Origin of the sequence: Pseudomonas sp. B19125 (genome assembly GCF_044218855.1) — a bacterium.
Classification (GTDB): domain Bacteria; phylum Pseudomonadota; class Gammaproteobacteria; order Pseudomonadales; family Pseudomonadaceae; genus Aquipseudomonas; species Aquipseudomonas edaphica.
Genome location: NZ_CP162589.1, coordinates 4,272,479 through 4,296,902 on the forward strand (window position 1 = coordinate 4,272,479; position 24,424 = coordinate 4,296,902).

Annotated in this window: 2 protein-coding genes; both read right to left on the reverse strand. The window is 65.0% G+C overall.

The features are described from left to right. Positions 1–102: 102 nt before the first annotated feature. Entirely contained in the window at positions 103–11,439 is an 11,337-nt protein-coding gene (locus AB4P96_RS19275) for an amino acid adenylation domain-containing protein (RefSeq protein ID WP_395599942.1), read from the reverse strand. After that, positions 11,436–24,341 carry an amino acid adenylation domain-containing protein gene (locus AB4P96_RS19280; protein ID WP_395599943.1) on the reverse strand — a complete coding sequence of 4,302 codons (12,906 nt, stop codon included), beginning with the start codon at positions 24,339–24,341 and terminating at the stop codon, positions 11,436–11,438. Before AB4P96_RS19280 ends, AB4P96_RS19275 begins: the two co-directional genes overlap by 4 nt. Positions 24,342–24,424 lie beyond the last annotated feature (83 nt).

Here is a 24,424-nt window from a genome sequence, read left to right on the forward strand (position 1 = left end):
TTTTGGTTACTTTTGGGGCGTTTGCCAAAAGTGACCCGCTGTAAGAGCGGAACCCTAAGTCGCCATCACAAAGACAACGGATATGTACCCGGCATTCCCCCCTCACGACACCACCTCCCCAACCACCACCCCCTCAAGCCACCACCGCGCCAACCCCAAAACATTCGGCGCCTTAAGCAACGTAAAGTGATTCCCCGCGCCATACCAAACCTGCAACCCGTTCCCCTGGCGCCGCCACCCTTCCACCATCAACCCCTGCTCACGCTGATTACCCGCCGCATCCAACGCCGGATCCTGCGCCAACACCAACCGCACCACCCCGTTGAACCGCTGCGCCGGCCGATACACCGTGCGCAACGCCGCCGCATAAGTACGCGCCGGCCCCGCCATCGCATCCACACTGGCACGCCCCGGCAACAAACCCACGCTCACCATCCCCGCATGCAGCCATTGCTGCTGCGCCACCTCATCGCGCCCGGCAAACTCCACCCGGTCAATGCCCAGCGACTTGCCCGCCGACAACTGCATGGCCTCAATCAAGCGCAACAACGCGGCCGTGGTCGAATAAGGCTTGCCCGCACCGCCCGGTGATTCACTGTCGATCACCGTCAACGACGCCACCTCACGGCCCATCGCCTGCAAGCGCAGCGCCATCTCCAGCGCGACCCAGCCACCAAATGAATGCCCGACCAGATGCACCGGCCCACGCGGACACTCGTGCGCCAGCGCCGCCAGGTAACACTGCGCTGCCGCTTCCACCTGGCTATGGGGCACCGCCTCGCCATCCAGCCCGCGCGGCTGCAAACCGAACAGCGGCCAGTCGCGCCCGAGTGCCTCGCCCAACCCCACAAACCCGGTGACGCTGTCACCCGCTCCTGGCACACAAAACACCGGCGCAAACCCCGCACGCCCACTCTGAATGCGCAGCACCGGTTGATGCACCGCTTCCGTCACCGGCGCACTCGCGGCCAGGGCCTGCGCCATCGCCGCGCCCAAGCCTTGAATATGCGGCGCCTGCATCATGCTTTGGTGATCGCCCGGCACCTCGACCCGGCGCAATTGCCCAGGCGCCAAGGCGTCTTCCCAGCCCAGCGACTCACTGCGCCGCGACAGCTCGGTCGGCCGTTCACGGGCACTGAACAGATGCACCGGCACCGGCAGCGGGAACAGGCTGTAGTGCGCCAGCGCATGCCCGTGGCCGACTTCACGCTCGATAAAACTCAAGAGGTCCGCGTCCGTAGCCTCTGCCATTTGCGCGTATAGCAGACCTTGATCGCGACAGCGTTGCAGCAAACCCGCAAAGTCCAGCTGTCCAATGCCCGCCTCAAGCTGTTCAAGGCTCGCCAGTTCATCCACACCTCCCTGTGCGTTCCAATACGCCGTGCACTGCAACAGCAAATGCCGCTTAAGCGCATCCGGCCCACTCCAGCGCGCCTTGCCTTGGTCGGTCATGCGCGGCACGTAGCTGTCGATCAGGCCGAGGAACGCCACCGGCTCATCCAGCCCCAGCAATTGCATCGCCACTTCATAGGCCAGTACGCCGCCAAACGACCAGCCCGCCACGCGGTAAGGCCCGTGTGGCTGAACCTCGCGGATCAGGCCGACCATGCGCGCCGCCAAGCCTTCCATGGTGTTCAGGTGCGCCTCGCCCAGTGCCGCGCCCGGCAGGCCGTAGATCGGATAGTCGCCGGGCAAGTGCTGACCCAGCGCCGGGAAATACACGTCCATGCCACTGAACTCGTGCACCAGAAACAACGGCGGCTGCGATCCGCTGCTGCGCACGGTAATCAGCGAGGTGTCGCGCACCGGCTCGCCGGTGCGCTGGCGCAACATCGCCGCCACCGAGGCCACGCTGACGTGCTGGAACAGCTCGGCCAGCGACACCTGCAAGCCCGCTGCCTCCATCAGGTTGACCAGTCGAATCGCCAGCAAGGAATGCCCGCCCAGCTCAAAGAAGCTGTCGTGACGCCCCACCTGCTCAAGTTTCAACACCTTGGCCCACAGGCCGGCGAGCGACTGCTCCAGTGCATCGGCCGGCGCCTCGAAGTCGCGGCTGAGCAAGGCCTCCAACGCCGGAACCGGCAAGGCTTTGCGATCGATCTTGCCATTGGCCGTCAGCGGCAACTGCGCCAGCGGCACATAGGCCGACGGCAGCATGTAGTCCGGCAACTGGCCGTGCAGGTGCGCACGCACACTGTCGATGTCTACGGGCTCGCCAGCCCAGGTGAAATACGCCACCAGGCGCTTGTCGCCGGGCACGTCCTCACGGGCCAGCACCACTACGTCCTGGATGCTCGCCAAGGTCGCCAGGCGCGCTTCGATCTCGCCCAACTCGATGCGGAAACCACGGATCTTCACTTGGTCGTCGTTACGCCCGATGCACTCCAGCAAGCCGTCCGCTGTCCAGCGGCCAAGGTCGCCGGTGCGGTACATCAAGGCGCCTGGGTTGAACGGGTCGTCGACAAACTTCTCGGCGGTCAGCTCCGGCCGGTTCAAATAACCCTTGGCCACGCCGTCACCGCCGATGCAGATTTCGCCGATCACGCCCACCGGCAGTGGCTGCAAGTACGCATCCAGCACATGAATCTGCGTGTTGGAAATCGGTCGACCGACCGCCACGCTGTCAGCATCGGCGGCGATCGCCTGCACCTCGTAAGTGGTGGCGTAGGTGGTGGTTTCAGTCGGCCCGTAGCAATGCACCAGGCGCAAGCCCGGCGCCTGCGCCAGCAGGCTGCGGAACGCCGCCGGGTCGGCACGCTCGCCGCCGCAGAGCAAAATGCGCAAGCCGGCCAGGGCTTCGGGGATCATCTGCACGTACTGGTTGAACAACGCGGTGGTCACGAACAACACCGTCGCACCGTGCAGCGCACGGCCGAATGCAGCGGGGTCGAGCAACGTGGAATGGTCGATCACCTGCACCTGGCCGCCGTTGAGCAGCGCGCCCCACACATCCATGGTGCTGGCGTCGAACGCCGGGTTGGAGGCAAACGCCACGCGGTCGGCGGCGTTGAAGTCGGCGTAACCGTTGTTGAGCACCAGCCGTGTGATGCCGCGATGAGGCACCAATACGCCCTTCGGTGTGCCCGTGGAGCCGGAGGTGTACATGATGTACGCCACGCTGTCCGAGGACTGCGACAGGTCAGGGTTGTGGCTCGGTTGCGGGTCCAGGGTCAGGGTGTCCAGGTCCAGGCGCCGCGCCGGGAACTCAAGCGCCGCGTCACTGCGGGTCACCAGCCAGCTCGCGCCGCTGTCCTGCAACATGAAGCCCTGGCGTTCGGCGGGTGCGTTTATGTCCAGCGGCACATAGGCCGCCGCACACTTGAGGATCGCCAATTGACTGACCAGCAGGTCCAGGGAGCGCGGCAGCAGGATCGCGACGTTATCGGCCGGGCGCACACCCAGGCTCATCAGGTGATGGGCCAAGCGGTTGGCGCGGGTGTTGAGTTCGCCGTAGCTCAGTACCGCGTCAGCGTGCAACGCAGCCACCGCGTCAGGCCGTGCGTGGGCCTGGGCTTCGAACAAGCGCTGCACCGTGTGCTCGCGGGGGAACACACGGGTGGTGGCATTGAAACCTGCCAGCTGTTGACGCTCGGCCGCCGGCAGGATTGGCAAGCGGCTGATGCCCCTATCACTGTGGTGCTCCAGCGCCTCAACCAGTTGCTCAAGGGCAATGTTCAGGTAATCACACAAACGCCGGGCGCCCTGCCCCATGGCGGTCAGGCTGAAACCCTCACCAAGGTCATCGACACTCACCGACACCCCGTAATTGGTCTGCTCCTCGGCACTGAGCAGCGCAATCCCCTGCCATGCGTCGGCCACGCCACCACTGTGCGGCGCGCTGTGGCGGTAGTTGAACAGCACGTTGAACAACGGCGTACCCACTGGCACGCCGCTGCACTGCTGGGCCAATGCCAGCGGCGCGTGCTCATGACTGAGCAATTGGGTCAGGCGCGCATGGGTGGCACGCAACGCCGTGCGTACCGCGCGTTCACCCAGGTCAACGCGCAGCGGCAAGGTATTGATAAATACGCCCATGGCGCGCTCGGCACCTTCGCCGCCTTGCAGGCGGCCGAGCATTACAGTGCCGAACACCACCTGTTCGCGGCCACTGACCTTGCCCAGCACCTGCGCCCAGGCCAGGTGCATCAGGCTGGCGGCACTCACTCCAGCCTGGCGCGCCTGGGTGCGCAGACGCTGGCTCAACTGCGGGTCGACGGCCAGATGCGCGTGTTCATCGGCGCCCAGGTATTGGACGTCGGTTGGCTCGTCTATTTCACCGAGCATTTCGCGCAAGAAGGTTTCGTGATTGTCAACGCCCAGGCGGGTCTGGGCCACAGTCTGGGCCACATAGTTTCGATACGGGACGGCCGCGCCCAGGGTGTGCTGACTACCGAGCAGGAACGCCTGCATTTCATGCTGCAGGATGTCCAGCGCGACGTGGTCCATCACCAAATGATGGAACAACAACGTGGCGACCACGCGCAACGGTTCCTCGGTATAGATCAACCGCATCAACGGCGCTTGCGTCAGGTCCAGGCGCTGCGGCACAGCACCGGCTTCAACGCTGAGCGAGGCCTCACGCCAAACCACTTGCACCGGTTCTTCCAGGCCCTCCCAATGGAAGGAGGAACGCAGGATGTCATGCCGCTGGATCACCGCCTGCAATGCATGGGCAAAGGCGTCCAGGCGCAGACGGCTATCGAAGGCAAACTGCGCCCGCAACAGGTAGGCATCGCCTTCAAGCACAGCCCGATGGTGATACAGGATGCCGGCCTGCAACGGCGCCAGCGGGTAGATATCCTGCACATTCGCCGCACCGCCGGGAATGCACGCGACGATGCGGTCGACGGCAGCCTGGTCCATCTGGATCAAGGGCAACATAGCCGGGGTGATGTGGCTGCAGCCTTCGGCGATGCCATTGGCCGGCACCGCCACTTCGCGCCCACGGCCCTGCGCCGCCGCCAACGCCGAGAGCGTCGGCTGGCCGAACAGCACCTTCACATCCGCCGACAAGCCCAGGCGACGCATGCGCCCCATCAGACTGACGGCCAGCAGCGAATGCCCGCCCAGTTCAAAGAAGTTGTCGTGACGGCCCACGCGCTCAACATTGAGCAGTTCGGCCCACAGGCTGGCCAAGGCCATTTCGGTATCGCCCCGGGGCGCTTCGTACTCGCGCACCACCACCGAATCCAGGCCCGGCGCCGGCAGCGCCTTGCGGTCGAGCTTGCCGTTGGGGCTGAGCGGCAACGCCTGCAGATGCACGAAAATCGCCGGCACCATGAACTCCGGCAGATGCCGCAGCAGATGACCGCGCAGCGCGTCGATGTCGCTCGGCGTGCCGGTGTAGTAAGCCACCAGCCGCTCTTCACGGGCGATCACAGCGGCTTCGTTGACCTGAGGATGCTCGAGCAGCCGCGCCTGGACTTCACCCAGCTCGATGCGCAAACCACGAATTTTCACCTGGTCATCATTGCGCCCCAGGTACTCGATATTGCCGTCCGGCAAGTAACGCCCGACATCACCGGTGCGGTACATGCGCCCCTGCCTGAAGGGGTCGTCAAGGAAACGCTCGGCGGTCAGCTCCGGCCGGTTCAGATACCCCCGCGCCACTTGTACACCCGCGATAAACAACTCGCCCACCACACCCAGCGGCACCGGTTGCAACTGGCTGTCGAGCAGGTACATGCGGGTGTTGGCGATGGGTTTGCCGATCGGCGTGTTGTCCGGGGTTACCAGACCGGCACAGTTCCAGGCGGTGACGTCGACGGCCGCTTCGGTCGGCCCATACAGGTTATGCAGCTCGCTGCCTGGCAGTTGCTGCTTGAAGCGCCGCACCAGGCTGCCCGGCAAGGCTTCGCCGCTGCACATCACCCGCGCTAGCCCTATGGCCTGGCTGACATCGCCGTGGGCCAGGAACACATCGAGCATCGACGGCACAAAGTGCAAGGTAGTGATCTGTTCGGCCTCGATCACGTCGCACAGGTATTCGGGCTCTTTGTGCCCGCCGGGGCGCGCCATCACCAGACGCGCGCCGGTAAACAGCGGCCAGAAGAATTCCCACACCGATACGTCAAAGCTGAACGGGGTTTTCTGCAGCACCGAATCCTGCGCGTTCAGGCCGTATTCGTCCTGCATCCACAGCAGGCGGTTGACTACCCCGGCGTGGTCGTTGATCACGCCTTTGGGCTGGCCGGTGGAGCCGGAGGTGTAGATCACATAGGCGCTCACGCCCTGGACGTGAGGGTTGCCTGCGGGCAGATGCTGCCAGGTGGGCTGGTCCAGGTCGACTACCGCCACTGCGCCGAGCAAGCCACGTGTTGCGCCTTGGGCCAGCACCACCAGCGGCGCACTGTCTTGCAGCATGTAGGCCAGGCGCTCCTGCGGATAAGCCGGGTCCAGCGGCACATACGCCGCGCCGGCCTTGAGGATCGCATACAGGCCAATGACCATCTCCAGGCTGCGCTCGACGCAGATCGCCACCCGCGAATCCGGCTGTACACCCAGCGCCAGCAGGTGATGGGCCAGCTGATTAGCCTGCGCATTCAGCTCAGCGTAGGTCAGTTGCCGCTCACCTGCCTTCACCGCAATCGCGTTCGGCGTGCGCACCACCTGCGCTTCAAACATCCCGTGCAGTGTCTGGTCGAGGTTGTAGTCCACCGCGGTGGCGTTGAGATCGACCAGCAGGTGCTGACGCTCACACTCATCCAACAACGGCGCATGTTCCAACACCGCCTGGTCGTTATCGACCATTGCCTGCAAGGTGCGGGTGAAATACCCGGCGTACCGCTGCAAGGTCGACTCATCAAACAGCGCCACGGCAAATTCAAGCGCGCCGAGAATGCTGCCCTGCACTTCACCCAGGTTCAACGACAGGTCGAACTTGGCAAAGTGGCTGTTCTCGACGATGCCTTCCAGGGCCAGGTCGCCCAGCGCCAGGGTCGGCGCGCTGCTGTCCTGCCAGCTCAGCAGGGTCTGGAACAGCGGGCTGTGGGCCAGGCTGCGCACCGGCCGGGTGATTTCCACCACCTGCTCAAATGGCAAGTCCTGATGCGCCTGGGCCGCCAGCGTCAGCGCCTTGACCCGTGCCAGCAAGGCCTCGGTGCTCAGCTCGCCCGAGGTGTCGATGCGCACCGCCAGGGTGTTGACGAACAGGCCGATCAGCCCTTCCACCTCGCTGCGGGTACGGTTGGCCACTGGCGTGCCGATCACCAGGTCGTGTTGCCCGGACAGCCGCGCCAGCAGGGAGGCCCAGGCCGTCATCAAGGTCATGTACAGCGTGGTGCCATGGCGTTGGCTCAAGGCCTTGAGCCCGGCGGTCAGGCGTTCGTCCAGGCGCACTTCGACGCTGTTGCCGGCGTAGTCCTGCTGCACAGGGCGTGGGCGATCGGTAGGCAGCGTGAGCAAGGCCGGCGCACCGGCCAGTGCCTGTTGCCAATAGGTACTTTGGCGCTGCAGCACTTCGCCGCTCAGCCACAAACGCTGCCACACGGCGAAGTCGCCGTACTGAATCGGCAGGCTTGGCAATGGGTCAGGCATGCCGTGGCTGAAGGCTTGATACAGCGCCATCAACTCACGGGTGAGCACGCCCATCGACCAGCCATCGGAAACGATATGGTGCAGGGTCAGCAGCAGCACATGGTGATCGTCGGCCATCACCACCAGGCGCCCACGCAGCAACGGGCCGCGCTCCAGGTCGAACGGTGCCGAGGCTTCGCCCTGAATCAAGGCATCCAGCGCCTGCTGCGGTTGCGGGTGGCGGCGCAAATCCTGCACTTGAAGGGGCAGCATGTCTTCAGCCGGTACGATCAGTACCTGGGCTTGGTCGCCCTGTTGGGCAAAGCGGCTGCGCAGGGTTTCATGCCGCGCAACAATGCGCGCCAGCGCCCGTTGCAGCGCCTCGACATGCAACTGGCCACGCAAACGCAGGCCGATGGGAATGTTATAGGCGGTATTTGCGCCTTCCATCAGCGCCAGAAACCACAGGCGCTGCTGGGCGAACGACAACGGCACGAGCTCATCACGATTGGCCGGCAGAATATCCGGCAAGGTGCTGCGCCCTGACTGCGCCAGCACTGCGGCGACCGCCGCCAGCTCCGCATTGGCAAACAAGTCGCCCAGCACCAGTTCCACCCCCAGGCGCTGGCGCACTTGCGAGACCATGCGCATCGCCAGCAACGAGTGCCCGCCCAGTTCGAAGAAATGGTCGTGCCGCCCGACACGCTGCACCTGCAGCACATCGGCCCAGATCTGCGCGAGCACGCTTTCGATCTCGCCCTCGGGCGCTGCGTATTCGCGGGTAAACACCGCGGCCATGTCCGGCGCTGGCAAGGCCTTGCGGTCGAGCTTGCCGTTGGCGGTGAGTGGCAACGCCTCGAGCTTCACATAGGCGACCGGGACCATGTAGTCCGGCAGATGCGCAACCAGGTGGGCGCGGATATCACCGACCGCCAGCGGGTCGAGTTGCGGGCTCTCGGTGAAATAGGCGACCAGTCGCTCCTCGCGCACCAGCACCACCGTTTCCTGGATCCCAGGCAGTTGGCCGAGCTGGGTTTCAATCTCGCCAAGCTCGATACGCATGCCACGGATCTTCACCTGATCATCGTTGCGCCCCAGGTATTCAAGCGTACCGTCCGGCAACCAACGCGCCAGGTCGCCGGTGCGGTACATGCGCCCCGGGTTGAACGGGTCTTGCAGGAAGCGCTCGGCGGTCAGGTCCGGGCGGTTGAGGTAACCACGCGCCACGCCCTTGCCACCCACGTACAGCTCACCGGCTACCCCCAATGGCACCGGCCGTTGTTGTTCATCGAGCAGGTACACCGTGGCATTGGCCACCGGTTTGCCGATATGCAACGGCTGGCCTGCTTCGACCTTGCCGGAAGTGGCAACCACCGTGGCTTCGGTGGGGCCGTAGTTGTTGATCAGCTCAAATCGCTGTGCCCGCGCAAACTGGCGCAGGCGGTCACCGCCGATGAGCAAGGTGCGCAATGTAGGGTGTTCGATGTGCTGGCTGAACGCGTATTCGGCCACCGGCGTGGGCAGGAAGCACACGTCCAGTGGCTGCGCGCACCACCAGCTCAGCAGCGCGTCGATATCTTCGGCGCCGTCCGTGGCGGGCGGCAGGTGCAGGGTCGCGCCGACACACAGCGCCGGCCACACTTCCCAGGCCATCGCATCAAAACCAAAGCCGGCAACACTGGCGGTGTGGCGCCCGGCGCACAAGTCAAAGGCGCGGCAATGCCAGTCCACCAGGTTGGCCACCGTGTGGTGCTCCACCATCACCCCTTTGGGCAGGCCGGTGGAGCCGGAGGTGTAGATCACATAGGCGAGGTTCGAAGGGCTGACGGCGGCTTTTGGATTGCTGGCTGAATGGTGCTGCCAGGTGTAGCGGTCCAGCTGGATCACCGGCACGTCCAGCGCCGGCAAGCGCTCGAGCAGTGCCTGTTGGGTCAGCACCGCCACCGGGGCGCTGTCGCTCAGCAGGTAGCTCAGGCGCTCGGCCGGGTGCGATGGGTCCACCGGCACGTAGCAGGCACCGGCCTTGAGGATGGCCAGCAACCCGGCCAGGGTGTCCAGGCCACGCCGCGCGACGATGGCTACGCGGTCATCGGGTTTGACCCCCAGCGCCAACAGGTGATGGGCAAGCAGGTTGGCTTGCTGGTTGAGTTCGGCGTAAGTCAGTTGGCGGCCCTGCTGCACGGCGGCGATCGCGTCCGGCGTGAGCGCGGCCTGGGCTTCGACGCGGCCGTGCAAGGTACTGCTCTGGGGGAAATCGGCGTGGGTGGCGTTGAACTGCTCAAGCAACAGTTGCTGCTCGGCGGCAGGCAGCACCGACAGCTGATTGAGCGCGGTGTGCGGTGCTTGCTCCAGCGCCGTCACCAGGTTCTCCAGGGCGGTTTGCAGATAGCTGCACACGCGCTGCGGATCGACCCGCTGGCTGGCCAGCAGGCTCAGGCCAAAGCCTTCACCCAGGTCATCCACACTCAGGGTCAGCGGGTAGTTGGTGCGTTCTTCGGCGCTGAGCGCGGCGATCCCTTGCCAGGCCGACACGGCTTCGGCGCTGGCGGCCGGGGCGCTGTGGCGATAGTTGAGCAAGGCGCTGAACAGCGGCGTCGGCGCCACCACCCCGCTGCAGCGTTGGGCCAGGGCCAGCGGCGCGTGTTCATGGCGCAACAAGGTGGTGAGCCGCGCGTGGGTGGCCTTGACCCCGGTGCGTAGGTCCTGGGCGTCCACGTCGACGCGAAACGGCAAGGTGTTGATGAAAATGCCCAGCGCCCGATCCGTGGCATGGCTGCCTTGCATGCGGCCCATCAATACGGTGCCGAACACCACCTGCTCTTTACCGGCCAGCACCGCCAACACCTGCGCCCAGCCCATATGGAACAGGCTGGCGGCACTCACCCCCAATTGCCGGGCTTGCGCGCGCAACCGCCGGCTGAGTGCTGCGGGCAAAGGCAGGCTGACTTCGCCGATGCCACGGGCATCGCCCTGCACGTCCTGCAAGCCGTATGGCAAGGTCGGCTCGCTGATGTCGCCGAGCATCTGGCGGAAGAAATTTTCGTGTTCCGGCTCGCTGATACCCAGGCGTGCCTGCGCCACATAATTGCGAAACGGCACGGCCTGGCCAAGCGCCGCGCCCTGCCCCAGCAGGCACGCCTGCATTTCATGGCACACCACTTCGAGGGCGCTGTGGTCGAGGGCCATATGGTGGAACAGCAAGGTGGCGACAATGCGCTGGTTCAGCCGGTCGTCGGCCCGCACCAGGCGCAGCAGCGGCGCCCGGGTCACGTCGAGGCGATAGTGGCGGGCATCGAACAGCCCGTGCAGTTGAGCGGCAATATCGCCGTCGGCCGGGTTCAATTGCAGCGCCTGCACCGGCAGGCGTGCCTGGCGCCACACCACTTGCGAGGGTTGCTGCAAACCGTCCCAGACCACGCCGGTGCGCAGGATATCGTGGCGGTCCATCACGCGCTGCAACGCTTGGGCAAAGGCCTCGAAACGCTCCAGGCTGTCGAACGCGAACTGCGACTGCATCACATAGGGGTCGCCCTGCTCGGCGCTGACGTGGTGGAACAGAATGCCTTCCTGCAACGGCGCCAGCGGGTAAATGTCCTGGATATTCGCCACACCGCCGTCGACCGTGGCCACGATGCGCTCGATCTCGTCCTGGCTCAACGTCGACAGGCTCAGCATCGCCGGGGTGATGTGCTCGGCACCTAGCGGGATGCCATTGGCCGGCACCTGCACTTCGCCGGCCTTGGAGGCCGAGTATTCACCGGCCTTGATCAGTTCGATCAAGGCCGCTTTGTGCTCGCGCAACGCCGCCAGGATCAAAGGGTCGCTCAGCGCTTGTTTGTTGCCTTGCACCGACAACTGCTCGCCCTTGAGCGCCAGTTGCACGTCCTTGGTTTTCAGCGTGCTCAATAACTCAGAAATGCTCACAGGACGATCTCCATTCGTTCGGTAATAGCGGCGTAGCCGGCCAGGCTCGGCTGTTCGAACAGCGCCCGCACATCGGCTTCCAGGCCTTCCTGGCGCAGGCGTCCGATCAAGCTCACGGCCAGCAGCGAGTGCCCACCCAGTTCAAAGAAGTTGTCATGGCGCCCAACGCGCTCAACGTTGAGCAACTCGGCCCACAGCGCTGCCATGAGGATTTCGGTGTCGCCTTCGGGGGCCGCGTATTCGCGCACATTCAGTGCGTCCATGCCCGGCACCGGCAGTGCCTTGCGGTCGAGCTTGCCGTTGGGGCTCAGTGGCAATGCGTCGAGGTGCACAAACACGGCGGGCACCATAAAGTCCGGCAAGTGCTGCAACAGGTGGGCGCGCAAGCGGTCGATGTCGGTGTGTGCGCCGGTGTAGTACGCCACCAGACGGTCCTCGCGGGCGACCACGGCGGCCTCGTTGACCTGCGGATGCTCCAGCAAGCGCGCCTGGATTTCGCCCAGTTCGATGCGCAGGCCACGGATCTTCACCTGGTCATCGTTGCGGCCCAGGTATTCGATATTGCCGTCGGGCAGGTAACGACCGACGTCGCCCGTGCGGTACATGCGCCCGCTGGTGAACGGGTTCTTGAGGAAACGTTCGGCGGTCAGCTCCGGGCGGTTCAGATACCCGCGCGCCACTTGCACGCCGCCGATAAACAACTCACCCACCACCCCCAACGGCACCGGCTGCAACTGGGCGTCCAGCACGTACATGCGTGTATTGGCAATCGGCTTGCCGATCGGCGTGTTGTCCGGCACGTCGGGCCGTGCGCAGTTCCACGCGGTGACATCGACCGCCGCTTCTGTCGGGCCATACAGGTTGTACAGCCCAACCCCCGGCAGTTGTGCTTTGAAGCGCCGTACCAGGCTGCCCGGCAAGGCTTCGCCGCTGCACATCACCCGCGCCAGCCCTTTGGCCTGGCTGACATCACCATGGGCCAGGAACACATCGAGCATCGACGGCACGAAATGCAAGGTGGTGATCTGCTCAGCCTCGATCACCTGGCACAGGTACTCCGGCTCTTTGTGCCCACCCGGGCGGGCCATCACCAACCGTGCGCCGGTAAACAGCGGCCAGAAAAATTCCCACACCGACACGTCGAAGCTGAACGGGGTTTTCTGCAGCACCGCGTCATGGGCCTTGAGGCCATAGGCGTCCTGCATCCACAGCAAGCGGTTGACCACGCCGGCGTGTTCATTGATCACGCCTTTGGGCTGGCCGGTGGAGCCGGAGGTGTAGATCACATAGGCCTGGTGCCGGGCGGTCAGGCCCGGCACCTGCGGGTTGCTCGCGCTCTGCTGTTGCCAGGTGACGTGATCCAGGTCCAGCACCGGCACGTCGCCCAACAACTGGCGGGTCGCGTCTTGCGCCAACACCACCACCGGTGCGCTGTCTTGCAGCATGTAAGCGATGCGTTCGAGTGGATACGCCGGGTCCAGCGGCACATAACCGCCACCCGCCTTAAGGATCGCGAACAGGCCGACCACCATGTCCAGGCCACGCTCGACGCAAATACCCACGCGCGAATCCGGCTGCACGCCGAGTTCGCGCAGGTGATGGGCCAGGCGGTTGGCGCGTTCGTTGAGTGCCCGGTAGGTCAACTGCTGGTCACCGGCCTTGACCGCCACCGCATCAGGGGTGCGTTCGACCTGAGCCTCGAACAGGCCGTGCAGGGTCTGGTCGAGGTTGTAAGCGACCTCGGTGGCGTTGAACGCTACCAGCAGTTTTTGGCGTTCCTCGGCGCCCAGGATCGGCAGGCGATTGAGCGCCTGGTGCGGTGCCTGCTCCAAGGCTTCGACCAGCCCGGCCAGGGCGTTCTGCAGGTAACCACACACCCGTTGCGCGTCAACCTGCGCCAGGGCGGTGATATCGTAACCATCGCCCAAGTCATCCACGTTGAGGGTCAGCGGGTAGTTGGTGCGGCCATCGTTGACCAGCGTCTGCATGCCTTCCCAGGCGTGTTGCGCCTCGGCAGAACGCGTCGCGGCGCCGCGATGGCGATAGTTGAGCATCGAGCTGAACAACGGCGCCGGGGCCGCCACCCCGCTGCAACGCTGGGCCAGGGCCAGGGACGCGTGCTCATGGCCGAGCAACGCGGTGAGCCGCGTGTGGGTGGCACGCACGGCATCGCGTGCGCCTTGCGCGTCGATATCCAGGCGCAGCGGCAAGGTATTGATAAACACCCCGAGCGCACGATCAGCGCCCTCACCGCCTTGCAATCGGCCGACCAGCACGGTGCCGAACACCACGCTGTGGCGCCCCGAAGTGGCCGCCAACACTTGGCCCCAGGCCAGGTGGAACAGGCTCGCCGTGCTCACACCGAGTATACGTGCCTGGGCTCGCAGGCGGCGGTTGAGGTCGTTGTCCAGGTGCAGGCTGTGTTCCTCAATCGCGCTGCCGTCGCCGCGCACGTCCTGCAAGCCGAACGGCAAGGTCGGTTCATCGACATCGGCGAGCATCTCGCGAAAGAACGCCTCGTGCTCCTGCTCACTGACGCCCAATCGCGCCTGGGCCACGTAGTTGCGGTACGGCATCGGCGCCGCCGTCGGGGCGGCGTGCCCCAACAAATGCCCTTGCATTTCACGCAGCACCACGTCGAACGCGGTGTGGTCCAGCGCAATATGGTGATAGAGCAACACCACCACCACGCGCTGGTTGGCCGGGTCCTTGGCGTACTTGAGGCAGATAAGCGGCGCCTGGCTGATGTCCAGGCGATAACGCCGCGCATCAAAACGCGCGTGCAGGCCGGCGAGTACATCGCCCTGCAACTGCAGCTCTTCAAGCGGCAATCGGGCCTGGCGCCACACCACTTGCAGCGGTTGCGCAAGGCCTTCCCAGACCACACCCGTGCGCAGGATGTCATGGCGGTCGATCACCTGTTGCAGCGCATGGGCGAAGGCCTGCAGGCGCTCGAGGCTGTCGAAGGCCAGGTGCGATTGCAGCAGGTACGGGTCGCCCTGTTCGGCGGTGAGGTAGTGGTAAAGAATGCCCTCCTGCAACGGCGCCAGCGGGTAGATATCCTGCACATTGGCGGCGCCACCGGGGATGCGGCTGACGGCGTGATCGAGGGTCGACTGGTCGATATCAACCAGGGGCAGCATGTCCGGCGTGATGCGCAGGCAATCGGCTGCGATCCGGTTCGCCGGCACCTGCACTTCGCGGCCACTGCCCACGGCAGCCGCCAGCGCGGCCAGGGTCGGCTGGCTGAACAGCACACGGACATCCGCGCTGAGGTCCGCTTGACGCATGCGTTCGATCAGGCTCACGGCCAGCAACGAATGGCCGCCGAGCTCGAAGAAGTGGTCATGACGGCCGACCTGTTCGACCTGCAACACCTCGGCCCAGATCCGCGCCAGGGTGGTTTCCACTGCGCCCTGGGGCGCTTCAAAGTCGCGGCTGAGCAATGCCGCCTGGTCAGGTTCCGGCAAGGCCTTGCGATCCAGCTTGCCGTTGGCGGTCAGGGGCAATGCGTCGAGCTTGATGTAGGCCACCGGCACCAGCGCGTCGGGCAGTTGTGCTTGTAGCTGCGAACGCAGGGTTTCAATCGCCAGCGGGTAGTTTTCCGTGAACCAGGCCAGCAAACGGCCTTCGCGCACCAGCACCACGGCCTCGCCAACGCCTTCCACTGCCGCCAGGCGACTTTCGATCTCGCCCAGCTCCACGCGTACGCCACGCACTTTGACCTGATCATCATTGCGGCCCAGGTACTCGATATTACCGTCGGGCAACCAGCGCGCCAGGTCGCCGGTGCGGTACATGCGCCCCGGGTTGAACGGGTCTTGCAGGAAGCGTTCGGCGGTCAGGTCCGCACGGTTCAGGTAACCGCGCGCCACGCCGCTGCCGCCCACATACAGCTCACCGGCCACGCCCACCGGCACCGGGCGCAGCTGTGCATCGAGCAAGTAGGTGCTGGCATTCGCCACCGGCCGGCCGATATGCAGCGCCTGCCCGGCGCGGACACGGCCGGAGGTGGCGACCACCGTGGCCTCGGTCGGTCCGTAGTTGTTGATCAGCGCAAAACGTCGCTCCTGGGTGAACTGCCGCAGGCGGTCGCCGCCAATCAGCAGGATGCGCAAGGTCGGGTGTTGCAGGTGCTGGCTGAAGGCGTATTCGGCCACTGGCGTGGGCAGGAAGCTGACGTCCAGCGGCTGCGCCAGCCACCAGGCCAGCAGTTCGTCGACGTTTTCATTGCCCACCGTGACAGGCGGCAAATGCAGGGTCGCACCGGCACACAGCGCCGGCCAGACTTCCCAGGCCATGGCGTCGAAGCCAAAACCGGCGACACTGCTGGTATGGCTGCGCGCATCCAGGCCGAAGGCTTCGCAGTGCCAGTGCACCAGGTTTTCCACATTGCGGTGCTCCACCATCACGCCTTTGGGCTGGCCGGTGGAGCCGGAGGTGTAGATCACATAGGCCAGGTGCGCCGGGGTCAGCGCTGCGAGCTGCGGATTGCTGACGGCGTGGTGCTGCCAGCTTTCGCCCAGCAGGTCGACTGTGGCGAACGCCCCCAGCAACGCTTGCGTACTGGGCTCGGCCAGCACGGCCACCGGCGCACTGTCCTGCAACAGATAGGCGATACGCTCGGCGGGATAGGCCGGGTCGATCGGCACATAACCGGCGCCGGCCTTGAGTATGCCCAGCAGCCCGATGAGCATCTGCGGGCCACGACGGCAGCAGATCGCCACGCGATCGTCGGGCCGTACGCCGAGCGCGAGCAGGTGATGGGCCAGTTGGTTGGCGCGTTGATTGAGTTGCTGGTAGGTCAGCGACCGTTCGCCCTGCTGCACCGCAATTGCGTGGGGCTGGCGCTCGACCTGGGCTTCAAAGGCACCGTGCAGGGTGTGCCCGGTGGGGAAATCTGCAGCCGTCGTGTTGAATTCACGCAGCAGGGTGTCGCGTTCGGCCGACGGCAGTATCGGCAGGCGGTTGAGCGCGGTATCGGCGGCGTTTTCCAAGGCCTCGACCAGTTGCTCCACGGCGTTATGCATATAGCCGCACAGGCGCTGGGCGCCGATCTGCGGCAGCGCCAGCACGCTGAGGCCAAAGCCTGCGCCAAAATCATCCACGCTCAAGGTCAGCGGGTAGTTGCTGCGCTCTTCACCGCCCAGCAGTTGCACGCCTTCCCAGATGCCGTGGCCATCGCGGGCCATTTCGTCGGGGCGGCTGTGGCGGAAATTGAGCAAGGCGCTGAACAGCGGCACGCTGGTCGGCACGCCGCTGCAACGCTGGGCCAGCGCCAGGGACGCGTGTTCGTGCCCGAGCAAGGCGCTCAAGCGCGAATGGGTGGCCTTGACCGCCACGGCGGCGCCCGCCGCGACATTCACCCGCAGCGGCAAGGTGTTGATAAACATGCCCAGCGCCCGATCGGCGCCCTCACCTGCCTGCATGCGCCCCATCAATACAGTGCCAAACACCACGTCATCACGCCCGGACACCAGGCCCAGCACTTGCGCCCAGGCCAGGTGCATCAGGCTCGCCGCACTTACGCCCAACAGGCGCGCCTGCTCACGCACGCGCATGGCCAGCGCCGCGTCCAGGTGCTGCTCGGCCTCTTCGATATCACGGCCATCACCCTGCACGTCCTGCACGCCAAACGGCAAGGTCGGTTCGTCCACATCGGCGAGCATGGCGCCGAAGAACTGTTCATGCTCGGCCACGCTCACGCCCAGGCGTGCCTGGGCCACGTAGTTGCGAAACGGCGCCGCCACGGGCAGCGCGTCCGCCTGGTTGAACAGAAACGCGCGCATCTCCTGGCCCACCACTTCCATGGCCGTATGGTCCAGCGCCAGGTGGTGGAACAGCAGGATCGCTGCGACTCGGTTATTCGCCGGGTCCTGGGCGTAAACCATGCGCAGCAATGGCGCCTGGGTAATATCCAGGCGGTAGTGACGGGCATCGAAACGTGCGTGCAATTGCTCGATGATGCCGCCCTCGGCCGGGTCCAGGATCACCTCCTGCACACTCAGTTGCGCGTCGCGCCAGACCACTTGCACCGGGCTGTCCAACCCTTCCCAGACCACGCCGGTGCGCAGGATGTCGTGACGCGCTACTACCTGTTGCAGCGCGCCCATAAAGCCGTGCAAACGCTCCAGGCTATCGAACGCCATGCGCGATTGCAGCAGGTACGGGTCGCCCTGTTCGGCGCTGATATGGTGATAAAGAATGCCTTCCTGCAACGGCGCCAGCGGGTAGATATCCTGCACATTGGCCGCACCACCGGGCACGTTGGCGACGATGCGCTCGATTGCCGGTTGATCAAGCTGCACCAGGGTCAGCATCGACGGCGTGATCTGTGTGCAGCCCGGCACAATGCCATTGGCCGGCACCACAATTTCACGCCCACTGCCGACTGCCGCCGCGAGTGCCGCCAGGCTCGGCTGGCTGAACAGCACGCGCACGTCCGCGCTCAGGCCGACCTGGCGCATGCGTTCGATCAGGCTGACCGCCAGCAACGAATGCCCGCCCAACTCGAAGAAATGATCATGGCGCCCGACGCGTTCGAGCTTGAGCACGTCCTGCCAGATCTGCGCCAGCACGGTTTCCACTTCACCTTCCGGGGCTTCGTAGCCACGGCTGAGCAGCGCACTTTGATCCGGCACCGGCAGGCCTTTGCGGTCCAGCTTGCCATTGGCGGTAAGCGGTAACAGCTCAAGCCACATATAAGCCGACGGCACCATGTAATCCGGTAGCTGGCCTTGCAGATGGCCGCGCAGGGCTTCGATTGGCAACGCTGCCGAGGCGGTGTAGTACGCCACCAGGCGTTTGTCGCCGGGCTCGTCTTCGCGGGCCACTACCACAACATCGCGCACGTCTGGGAAGGTCGCCAGGCAGCTCTCGATTTCGCCGGGCTCGATGCGGAAACCACGGATCTTCACCTGCAAATCATTGCGCCCCTGGTACAGCAAGGTACCGTCGGCCTGCCAGCTGGCAAGGTCGCCGGTGCGGTACAACAGGCCTTCACCGAACGGGTTGGGGATGAATTTTTCGGCCGTCAGTTGCGGCTGGTTCAAGTACCCCTTGGCCACGCCTGCACCGCCGATGTACAGCTCGCCGACCACACCCAACGCCAGCGGCTGCTGGCGCGCATCCAGCACATAGGCCTGTGCATTTGCGATAGGTCGGCCGATAGGCACAGCGCCCGCGCCCGGCGTGGTGATTTCAAACGTGGTCGAGAAGGTGGTGGCTTCGGTCGGCCCGTAGCCGTTTAACAGGTGTTGCGGCTTGCCGTGCTTGAGCACCCGGGCAATCACCAGCGGGTCAAGCACATCGCCGCCGACGATCAGGTAGCGCAACTGGCGCAGCACCGGCAGCAACGCGTCGGCGTATTGATGGAACAAGCCTGCCGTCATCCACAGCACGCTCACGGCCTGTTCCTGCAACAGCTCGGCAAATGCGGCCTGGGACAGCAGCACCGCATGCTCGACCACCACCACGCAACCGCCATTGAGCAACGGCGCCCACACATCCAGGGTGCTGGCGTCGAACGCCGGGTTGGAGGCGAAGGCCACGCGGTCGCGCTCGTTGAAATCGGCATAGCCGTTGTTGAGTACCAGCCGCGAGACGGCGCGGTGCGGCACTTGCACGCCTTTGGGCGCGCCAGTGGAGCCGGAGGTGTACATGATGTACGCCACCTCGTCCGAAGACTGCGCAAGCTCCGGGTTGCGCGGCGACAGGCTATCCAGGTTCAGGTCGGCCAGGGTATGGAGTACATGCCGCGCTCCGCTGTCCTGCACCATAAAGGTCTGGCGTTCGAGCGGCGCGTTGATGTCCAGCGGCACATACACCGCTGCGCACTTGAGGATCGCCAGTTGGCTCACCAGCAAATCCAGCGAGCGTGGCAACGCAATCGCCACGCACTCACCCGGTTGCACGCCCTGGTTGATCAGGTGATGGGCCAGGCGGTTGGCACGGCGGTTGAGGTCACGATAGCTCAAGGACAACGCACCCTGCACCGCCGCCACGGCTTCGGGCCGCGCCAGTGCCTGAGCTTCGAACAGCTGGTGCACAGTGAGCTGCGACGGGTATTGGCGCGCGGTGGCGTTGAACTCGACCAACAGCTGGTGACGCTCGGCCGCCGGCAAAATCGACACCGCCTGCAACGCGGTGGTCGGCGCTTGTTGCAGCGCGGTCACCAGGTGGCTGAGCGCGGTGAGCATGTAGTCGCCCACGCGCTGCACATCCAGACTGGCCACGCCTTGTACGGTCAGCGCAAAGCCGGTGCCGAGGTCATCGACGTTGAGCACCAACGGGTAGTTGCTGCGCTCCTGGGAACTGAGAATCTCGATACCGTGCGTGGCAAACGGGCTGTCTCCCGGTGCCTCGTCCGGGGCGCTGTGACGGAAGTTGAGCAAGGTACTGAACAGCGGCAACGAACCCGGTACACCACTGCAACGCTGGGCCAGGGACAGCGAAGCGTGCTCGTGCCCAAGCAACTGCGCCAGGCGCGCATGGGTGGCGCGCACGCCGGCCTGCACGCTGGTGGCGCCCAGGCTGACGCGCAGCGGCAAGGTGTTGATGAACATGCCCAGCGCCCGGTCGGCGCCTTCGCCGCCTTGCATGCGCCCCAGCAGTACGGTGCCAAACACCACGTCCTGCTGGCCGGAGACCTGGGCCAGCACCTGCGCCCAGGCCAGGTGCACCAGGCTCGCGCTGCTGACACCCAGCTGTCGCGCTTGTTCGCGCAGGCCCTGGCTGAGCGCCGGGGCCAGCGGCAAATGCGCCTCGACGATGCCGCTGCCGTCGCCGTTGACATCCTGCAAACCGAACGCCAGCGTGGGCTCGTCAATATCACCCAGCATGTCGCTGAAGAAGGCTTCGTGTTGCGCCTGGGTCACGCCCAAACGCGCCTGGGCCACGTAATTGCGGTATTGCACCGCCGGCGGCAGTTGCGTGCTGTGGCCGGCCAGGCTGGCGCTCATCTCCTCCACCAACACCTGCAGGGCGGTGTGGTCGAGCAGGATATGGTGCAGCAGCAGGATGCCTGCAAAGCCATCCTGTTGTTGCGCATAACCGAAATGCATCAGCGACGCGCGGCTCAGGTCGAGGCGGAAATGGCGTGGGTCAAAGCGCTGTTGCAGCTGCGCCAGCGCATCATCGGCCGGCACGTCGAGGCGCTCGACGTGCAGCGGCGCCTGGCGCAACACCACTTGCACCGGCTCATCCAGGCCTTCCCACAGAATGCCGGTGCGCAGGATGTCGTTACGCTCGATCACACAGTGCAAGGCGCGGGTAAACGCGTCCACCGCCGCTTGGTCAGCAAAACTGAACTGTACCTGCAACACGTAGGGGTCGCCCTCGGTGGTTGCCAGGTGGTGATACAGAATGCCGGCCTGCAACGGCGCCAGGCCGTAGATGTCCTGCACGTTGGCGATGCCACCGGGCACGTGCTGGAGGATATGGTCGATGGCGGCCTGGTCCAGCGCCACCAGCGGCAGCATGTCGGGGCTGATGTGTGCGCTGGTCGCCGTGATCCGATTGGCCGGCACTTGGACTTCCTGCTGCCCGCCCACCGCCGCGGCGAGTGCGCGCAAGGTGGGTTGGCCGAACAACACGCGCACGTCGCAGCTCAACTCCACCTGGCGCATGCGTTCGATCAGCTTGACCGCCAGCAGCGAGTGGCCGCCCAGCTCGAAGAAGTTGTCGTCGCGCCCGACGTTGTCGAGTTTCAACAGCGACTGCCAGATGCCGGCGATGGTGCTTTCCACAGCGCCTTGCGGGGCGGCGTAGTCTCGCCGCGCGAGGGCGTCGGCATCCGGCGCGGGCAAGGCTTTGCGGTCGAGCTTGCCGTTGGTGGTCAGCGGGAATTGGTCCAGCAGCACGAAGGCGCTGGGCACCATGTATTCGGCCAGGCTCAGCAGCAGATGGTCGCGCAGTTCAGCGGCACCGAGTTCGCGCTCGGCGATCACGTAGGCCACCAGGCGTTTGTCACCGGGCTCGTCTTCACGGGCGATAACCACCGCGTCACGCACGCCGTTGGCGCTGGCCAGAGTGGCTTCGATTTCGCCCAGTTCAATGCGGAAACCGCGGATCTTCACCTGGTCATCGTTACGGCCCAGGTATTCGACGCTGCCATCGGCCAGCAGGCGGCCGAGGTCACCGGTCTTGTACATGCGCAGGCCGGTGGCCGGGTCGGCCAGGAAGCGTTCGGCATTCAGCTCGTCACGGTTGAGGTAACCACGCGCCACACCGGCGCCGCCGACATACAACTCGCCGACCACACCCATCGGCAACGGCTCGCGACGCGCATCCAGCACATACAGCTGCAGGTCGGGAATGCGCACACCAATCGGGCTGACGCCAACCAACTGCGCATCCGCCGCTTCCAGGGCGCGGTAGGTCACGTGCACGGTGGTTTCGGTGATGCCGTACATGTTGACCAATTGGGTGCCAGCGTTGATGGCGCGGGCGTACCACGGTTTGAGCATGCCCGGTTCCAGGGCTTCGCCGCCGAAAATAACCTGGCGCAGTGAATGCGCCTGGGCGCTCTGGGCCGCGATCAACTGGCGAAATGCGCTGGGCGTCTGGTTGAGGATGCTCACACCCGCGTCACAGATCAGCGCGTAGCACTCATCTGGCGAGCGGCTGACCAGTTGCGGCACGATCAGCAACTGGCCGCCGTGCATCAGCGCGCCCCAGATCTCCCAGACCGAGAAGTCGAACGCGAAGGAATGGAACAGCGCCCACACATCATTGGCGTTGAAGCCAAACCAATGCTCGGTGGCGGTGAACAGCCGCGCCACGTGGCGGTGTTCGATCATCACGCCTTTGGGCAGCCCGGTGGAGCCGGAGGTGTAAATCACATAGGCCAAGTTGGCCGGGCTGAGCGCAACGCGCGGGTTGACGATGGATTCTGCACGCAGGCTGTTGAGGTCGATGCGGGTCAAATCACCGACCAGATGCTGCGTGTCGGCTTGTACCAACACGGCCACTGGCGCGCTATCGGCCAGGGTATAGGCGATGCGCTCCAGCGGGTAAGCCGGGTCGATGGGCACATAACCGGCGCCAGCCTTGAGGATACCCAGCAGACCAATAATCATCTCCGGGCCACGCTCGACGTAGATCGCCACGCGATCATCAGGGCGAATGCCCTCGGCCAGCAGGCGGTGGGCGACCTGGTTGGCGCGTTCGTTGAGTTGGCGGTAGGTGATGCGCTGGGTGTCGAAACGCAGGGCGATGGCATTGGGTTGAGCGGCGGCGTGGGCTTCGACTTGCGCGTGGATCAGGGCCGTGTCGCTGTAGTGCGTTGGGCTTTGATTGAGGCTGTGCAGCAGATGGTGACGTTCGGTATCAGGCAGGATATTCAGGCCGCAGAGCGGCATATCCGGTCGCTGCTCCAGGGCATCGGCCAGGCTGTGCAGGGTCGTGTGCAGGTAACCGGCGACCCGTTGCGCCCCGATGGACGCATCGACCATTACCGTCAGTGCAAAGTCTTCGCCCAGGTCGTCGACGTTGACCGTCAGCGGGTAGTTGGTGCGCTCTTCGGCGCCCAGAACCTGAATGCCCTCGGCCACCTCGATCACCGTCGCCATATCGGTGGCGGCACTGTGACGGTAGTTGAGCATCGCACTGAACAGCGGCGTCGGCGCCGCCACACCGCTGCAACGCTGGGCCAGCGCCAGGGACGCATGCTCGTGATTGAGCAAGGTGGTGAGGCGTTCGTGGGTGGCCTTGACCCCGGCGCGCACGCCCTGCTCGCCTACATCCACGCGCAACGGCAAGGTGTTGATAAACATACCCAGCGCGCGTTCACCGCCATCGCCGGCGCCCATGCGGCCAAGCATCACCGTGCCGAACACCACGGCATCGCGCCCGGACACCACGCCCAGCACGCGCGCCAGGGCCAGGTGCATGATGCTCGCCACGCTGACGCCCAGTGGCCGTGCCAGGCCACGCAGGCGGCGGCTCAGGCTGCTGTCGACGGGCACACGCACTTCATCGATGCCGTGCCCGTCGCCTTGCACATCCTGCAGGCCGAAGGGCAAAGTCGGCGCATCGATATCCGCCAGCATGTCGCGGAAGAACGCCTCATGCGCCTGTTCGCTGACGCCGTGGCGCACCTGGGCGATATAGCTGCGAAACGCCACCGGCTCGGCCGCCTGGGCGTGCTCACCGGCCAGATACAGTTGGATCTCATGGCGCACCACGTCCAGCGCGGTGTGGTCGAGGATGGTGTGGTGGAACAACAGCATCGCCACCACGCGCTGGTTGGCCGGGTCATTGGCAAACACCAGGCACAGTAACGGTGCCTGGCCCAGGTCCATGCGATAGGCGCGGGCGTCATAGCGGGCGAGCAACTGCGCCAGGCGGTCGCCGTCGACAAAATGGGCTTCTTCGCAGGCCAGGGTTGCCTTGCGCCACACCACTTGCAGCGGTTCGTCCAAACGCTCCCAGGCCATGGACGTGCGCAGGATATCGTGGCGGTCGATCACCCATTGCAGCGCCTCGGCAAACGCGTCAAGGCGCGCGCGGCTGTCGAACACAAACTGCGCGTGCAGCACGTAGGGGTCACCTTGCTGCGCCGAAAGGTGGTGGTACAGCATGCCTTCCTGCAGCGGCGCCAACGGGTAAATATCCTGCACATTCGCCGCGCCACCGGGGATGGCGGCGACAATGCGGTCGATGGCCGGCTGGTCGAGCGTGACCAGTGCCAGCATGTCGGGGGTAATGCGGTAAGCCGGGCTTAGCCAGTCACCGCCGTGTTCAGCCACGAAGGCAAGCAATTGAGGTTTGTGCGCGATCAGTTGATCCCACAGATCGTCATCCAGGGCTTCGTCATCGCCGAGAATAATCAGGTCGCCTTCTTCCAATTGAAGACGGATCGCATGGGTGGAAATCGCTGCCAATAATTCACTGAACTGCATGGGGTAACCTGCCTGATAAGTCACGGTTGAGTAGAACGTCCGTATTCAGCTGCCGTTTGAAGCGGGTGTGCTGGCGCCGGGAA